General features: G+C 71.6%; 4 protein-coding genes. 1 reads left to right on the top strand and 3 read right to left on the bottom strand.

The features are described 5' to 3' along the window. Positions 1-172: 172 nt before the first annotated feature. The 3 genes from QH283_RS29410 to QH283_RS29400 all read right to left on the bottom strand — a co-directional run bounded on the left by QH283_RS29410 (position 173) and on the right by QH283_RS29400 (position 5,301). A complete protein-coding gene (locus tag QH283_RS29410) occupies positions 173-661 on the bottom strand; it encodes a MarR family winged helix-turn-helix transcriptional regulator (protein ID WP_280506173.1) in 489 nt (162 codons plus the stop codon). Positions 662-905: 244 nt separating this feature from the next. Further along, entirely contained in the window at positions 906-1,517 is a 612-nt protein-coding gene (locus tag QH283_RS29405) for a hypothetical protein (RefSeq protein WP_280506172.1), read from the bottom strand. A gap of 187 nt (positions 1,518-1,704) precedes the next feature. After that, positions 1,705-5,301 (bottom strand): amino acid adenylation domain-containing protein, encoded by a 3,597-nt coding sequence (locus QH283_RS29400; protein WP_280506171.1) that lies wholly within the window; start codon positions 5,299-5,301, stop codon positions 1,705-1,707. Between the two features lie 238 nt (positions 5,302-5,539). Here QH283_RS29400 and QH283_RS29395 point away from each other — a divergent pair. Continuing rightward, on the top strand, positions 5,540-6,080 hold a 541-nt coding region (locus QH283_RS29395), incomplete at its 3' end, for an FAD-binding protein (protein ID WP_280506170.1).

Raw genomic sequence — 6,080 nt, 5'->3', positions numbered from 1 at the left:
AACGGCCAGTCCGGCTACGGCGGTGCGGGCAATGCGCATGGTGTTCCCTCCCTGAGCGTCGGCCGTCACGATATCGGACGCATCCGGCTGCCCGGCGGTTCCCGCCGGAGCCGATCTGTGGGCTGCGCCACGAGCGCGGCGAGGAGAGGCACCGGGGGGAACGTGGCGGCGGTCAGGGGCGGGGGTAGGGCTGGACCTGTCGCAGCCGCTGCCGGTGCACGCGCTGTAGTTCCGCCGCGCGGGTGAGGAAATCGGTGATGGTGGCGCGTTCGGCGGAGTCGTAGCGGCGCAGGAGCATGCGATAGCGCTCGACGATCATGGGGACGACGAGTTCGCGGACGCGGCGGGTGGCCAGTTCGGTGGCGGTGACGACGACGCGGCGGCGGTCGGTGGGGTGCAGGGAGCGGGTGATGTAGCCCTGTTTCTCCAGGCGGTTGAGCATGATGGTGACACCGGCGGCGGTGAGGCCAAGGCGTTCGGCCAGCAGGCCGGGGGTGGTGGTCCGCTCCGGTTCGAGCAGGACGATCTCCAGGGCGCGGCGGTCGGTCTCGTTGAGGCCGAGGACCCGGACCAGTTCGCGGATGAGGTCTTCGACGGTGCCGTGGTAGGACTCCAGAGCCTTTGCCAGTTCGGCGGAGATCCTGGTGGGTTCGCTTGTCATCGGGCACACGGGCTTTCCCCTCGATCATGTCGTGTCCGTCGACGGGCCGCCTGGCGGGACCGCGGCTGACGAGCATGACGGAAGCGGGCAGTGATCCGGCCGTGGAACGACCGTGCGCGGCGTAGGACATGCACTGTACGACACCTCGGGCGGTGCGGTGTGGCGCATCGCCGAAATTTGTGCCGCGCGACCAAAAGCGAAGCGGGGCAACCATTGTCGGGAAAATGGTTGCCCCGCCGGTAGCTCAGCTCACGGTCGTGGTGGTGAGGGTCGGGGACGGGCTCGGGTAGCACGAGGTGGCGACGTTGCCGATCAGTGCCACGTTGGTGGTCATCGTCATGCCGGGGTTGGAGTAGCTGGTTCCGGCGTACTTGCTGGTGATGGGAGTGCCCGGGCTGCCGGCGGTGACGTTGATGGTGACGGCGGGCGGGGTGAAGCTGGTGCCGCCGGGGATCGGGCCGGGCACGGTGAGCACGACGTTGCCGCCGGAGGTGGACACGGTGCCGGAGACGGTGCCGCCGGAGGCGCTGGCCGAGACCAGGGTGGAGTTGGCCGGGGTCGGGAAGGTCATCTTCAGGTTGCTGATGTTGTTGACGGTGAACCCGGACGCCGAGCTGGGCACGGTGGAGACGCCGGGGGTGAGGGTGATGGCGACCGCGGAGCCCGAACTCGCCGAGGCGGGCGCGGTGCCGGTGACGGTGGTGGCCATGCTCGAGGTCTGGCCGATGCCGAAGATGGTGCCCCGGCAGCTCCAGTTCACGTCGACGGTGGCGGCGTTGGCGGGGGTGGCGGTGCAGAAGAAGGTGGCCGCGGCGGCGGACAGCAGGAAACCGGCGCGAAGCGCAGTCGTTTTCATGGCGTACTCCAGAGAATTCCGGGGGAGCGGTTGGACGGGATGTCGGACCGCGGATGGAATATATGAAATATAGCTTGTTCTAATTCTCGGCGAAAGGAATTCGGAAAACGAATTCGCTTGTTCGGATAGGAAATTCAATTCCGATTAATTGACCCGGAATAGTTTTTGCGGGTCAATTGTCCGGCGATCAGTTCGACAGTGTCGGACTCGAATCGGCGTCGTCGGCGGGCAGGAAGCCGGTGGCGCGGAAGGCGCGGATGTAGGTGTCCAGGTCGGCGGGAGTGAGCACGGGGCAGTCGATGCCGGTGCCCGCCAGCAGGGTGCGGGTGTTGGTGTCGTCGACGTCGAGCGAGGCGATGCCGTCGGCGTAACCGGTGCTGAGCAGGGCGGCGCGCACGAGGGTGTCATCGCCCTCGGCGTCGCGGCGATGGGCCTCGCGGTGCAACATCGCGCCGAGCTCGGCCGGGTCGGCGGTGCTGATGGGGAAACCGTTGCGGCGCAGCGCGTCCAGGACGGCGGACACCGGGACGGGGACACGGTTGACCAGATGGAAGGCGGCGGCGCGGGGCGCGCGCAGCGAGATCTCCACCAGGGCACGGGCGACATAGGTGACCGGCGCGAGGGACACCGCGGCATCGGTCACTTCGGGGGCCGCGCCGAGCAGGGCGGCCGCGCGGATCATGTTCCAGAAGCTGTCGTCGGGATTGTGGGCGCCGAACTGCAGGTCACCGGAGATCAGGCCGGGGCGGTAGACGCGCACCGGCAGCTCGCGCTCGCGGGCCTGGAACAGCAGCTGCTCGGCGGCCCACTTGCTGAGGATGTAGCCGCTGTCGGCCAGTTCGTCGGCCCGGCGGGTGCGTTCCTCGGTGACCGGGCCGGGTTCGCCCTCGGCCACCACGGTGCCGGTGGTTGAGACGAAATGGACCGGCTTGGCGTGCCCGGTGGTGGCCAGTCGCAGGATCTCCCTGGTGCCCTCGACATTGGCCTGCCGCAGCCGGGCGTACGGCTCGAGATGGTTCACCCTGGCGCCGTTGTGGTAGATCACCTGGACCTGCTCGACCAGGCGGGTGCGGTCCAGTGCCGACAGGCCGAGCCCGGGGGCGGCCAGATCGCCGGGCACCGGAACGATTCTGGTGGCGAACTCCGGCTCCCACAGCCGGTAGTTGCCCAGTGTGGTGTGGATGCGGGCCATGCCGTGTTCGGCGCTCGCCGCGCGCACCAGGCACCACACCCTGGCGGTGGCGCGGTCGAGCAGTTCGCGCAGCAGGTAGGCGCCGAGGAAGCCGGTGGCGCCGGTGAGCAGCACGTCGGTGACGGGCCCGCGATGGCGGGGCAGGCCGACCGCGGTGATCTCCGGCTCCAGCGCGAGGTCGGCCGCCGGCCCCTCGGTGCCCGCCGTCGGCTGCTCACGCAGGCGGCGGGCCAGTTCGGCCACGGTGCCCGCCTCGAGCAGGGTCGCCACCGGTACCTCGGCGCCGAGGCGGGCGGCCAGCGCCCGTTGCAGACCGAACATGCGCAGCGAGGTGCCGCCGAGGGCGAAGAAGTCGTCCTCGGCGCCCACCCTGGACACCCCGAGCACCTCGGCGAAGGCGGCGGCGACGGCCTGCTCGGTCGGATCGGCGGGCGCACGATAGGCGGCGGCGACCTCGGGGGCTGGCAGCGCGGCGCGATCGAGCTTGCCGTGCGCGGTCAGCGGCAGCGATTCGACGGTGACCACCAGCGAGGGAACCATGTAGTGCGGCAGCGATTCCGCGACGGCGGCACGGACGGCGGCGTGGTCGTCGGTGCCGGTCACGTAGGCGACCAGCTGCCTGGTGCCGCCCACGTCCGCGCGCGCCAGCACCGCGGCGTTGCGCACCCCCGGCGCGGCCAGCACGGCGGCCTCGACCTCGCCGAGCTCCACCCGGAAGCCGCGCACCTGCACCTGGTCGTCGGCGCGGCCGAGAAAGCGCAGCGTGCCGTCGCTGCCCCAGGCGCCCAGATCGCCGGTGCGGTACATTCGGGTGCCCGCGCCGAGCGGATCGGCGACGAAACGGCTCGCGGTCAGCCCGGGCCTGCCGTGGTAACCGCGCGCCACCTGCACGCCCGCCAGGTAGATCTCGCCGGTGACGCCGAAGGGAACAGGGTGCAGGCGCTGGTCGAGCACCAGCACGCGCAGACCGGGCAGGCCTGCGCCGATACCGCCCGCGCCCTCGGCGGACAGCTCCTGGTAGGTGGCGTGCACGGTGGTCTCGGTGGTGCCGTACATGTTCACCAGGCGCGGGCAGCGGTCGCCGTGGCGGTCGAACCAGTCGGCCAGGGTGCGCACGTCCAGGGCCTCGCCGCCGAACACCACGTGACGCAACGACAACGGCGCGGCACCGTTCTCCCGGTCGGCGGCGCCGAGCTGATGGAACGCCGACGGGGTCTGGTTCAGCACGGTCACCCCCTCGGCGCCGAGCAGAGCGCGGAACCGGCCGGGGGAGCGGGCGGTGTCCAGGTCGACCACGTGCACCCGGCCGCCGTGCAGCAGCGCGCCCCACAGCTCCCACACCGAGAAGTCGAAGGCGTAGGAGTGGAACATCGTCCACACGTCGGTGTGGTCGAAGCCGAACAGCTCGCGGGTGCTCTCGAACAGGGCGACCACGTTGCGGTGCGGGATCTGCACCCCCTTGGGGCGGCCGGTGGAGCCGGAGGTGTAGATGACGTAGGCCAGATGGCCGGGCCGTAGCGGGGCCCGGCGATCTACGTCGGTGATCGGCGCGGCGGACAGGCCCTGTCCCTCGTCCACCGCCACGATCGGCAGATTGATCGGCACGTCGGCCACCACGTCGGTGACCGCGCACACCGGCCTGGCGTCGTCGAGCAGGTAGATGATGCGTTCTTCGGGATAGGCCGGATCGATCGGCAGGTAGGCGCCACCCGCCTTGACCACCGCCAGCAGCGCCACCACCAGGTCGAGACCGCGCGGCCGCAGCACGGCGGTCAGGGTCTCCGGGCCGACGCCGTGCGCGATCAGTTTGCGCGCCAGCCGGTTCGACCGCGCGTCGAGTTCGGCGTAGGTGTAGCCGCCCTCGTCCGAGGTGACCGCGATCCGGTCGGGCAGGCGCGCGGCGACGGCGTCGAACAGCCCGGCCAGGGTCTGCGGCGGAGCCGGTTCGGGCGCGGGAGCCGGACGGAAGTGCCAGGAGGACAGCAACAGCCGCACCAGGCGGGTGGCCGGGTTCTCCTGCTGGTCCACCGGCGCGAACAGGTCGAGTTCGGCGGGCGGCGCGTCGTACGGGGGGAGCGCGTCGGCGACCTGGTCCTGCCGGACGGTGACGATCCGCACCCCGTCGGGTCCGGTGCGGGTGCACAGCCAGGCCGGGTCGTCGGGGCGCAGCGGGCGCACCCGCTCGGCCTGCACGATCGGCTCGGTGAGATGACGCTCGGCCTCGGTCCGCAGGCGCGGATCGTCCATGAGCAGCCACGGAATCGAACCCGACGGCGCGTGCGCGAGGTCGGAGGCGGTGGTGATGCCGATCCGCGCGCGGGCGAGCAGTTCCGGCTCGCCGGGGCCGAACGCCGCGCCCGCCTTGGCGATCGCCCACATGGCCGTCACGGCGTCCACCGGCGAGGAGACCGCGACGACGACCAGATCCCGGGCCCCGATCCCGCGCGCGAGCAGGATGCGCGCCCAGCGCGTGGAGCGCCGGTCGAGATCGCGGCGGCTCACCCCGAGGGTCACCAGGATGCTGTCGGGATCGGCCTCGACGGCGGCACAGACGATTCGCGACAGGTTGGCATAGCGGACACGCCGCGCCATCACGGTCCGCGCCCGTGCCGGAACCTGCCGCGGCACTTCCTCAGACCGCACTGCTCACCACTCCGAATCCCGATCAGGTCACCTGATCGGAACGAAAGCTACCCGCAGCGGCGCGCTCGTGCATCTCCTACGACGCGGATCACTCGCGCACGCGACGCGCCGTGTTCGCCCCCGATCGGCGTGACCTGCGGGTTAGCGTGTGCGGGCGCGAGGGACGAGACGACCGAGGAGACCACGGATGACGGTGACACGCAGGGGTTTCATCAGGGCGGCCGCGGCGGGCGGCGCGGCGGCGATGCTCGGCGCGCCCCGGGCGGGCGCCGCCGTCCCGGTCGTCGAACCGGGCGACCTGCGCTACCCCGTGCTCACCTCGCGCGGCTACAACCGCCGCTTCACCGCGTCGCCGGCGCGGATCTTCCTGCCCGCCGACACCGGTCAGGTGTGCGAGGCGCTGACCCGCGCGGTCGCCGACGACACCAGGCCCGCCGTGCGCTCCGGCGGACACTGTTTCGACGATTTCGTCGACAGCGCCGAGACCGAGGCCATCGTCGACCTCGGCGGCCTGACCGAGGTCTTCTGGGACGAGACCCATCGTGCCTTCTCCGTCGGCGCGGGCCTCGACCTCGGCGCGGCCTATCGCGCGCTGCGCGAGGGCTGGGGCGTCACCCTGCCCTCCGGCATCTGCCTCGGCGTCGGGCTCGGCGGGCACGTCCCCGGCGGCGGCTACGGGCCGCTGTCGCGACGGCACGGCCTGGTCGCCGGCCACCTGTACGGCCGCG

Source organism: Nocardia farcinica, assembly GCF_029867845.1.
Lineage (GTDB): Bacteria > Actinomycetota > Actinomycetes > Mycobacteriales > Mycobacteriaceae > Nocardia > Nocardia farcinica_A.
The sequence above is the reverse complement of the archived record's forward strand: the minus strand, read 5'-3'. Positions and strand labels throughout refer to the sequence as shown.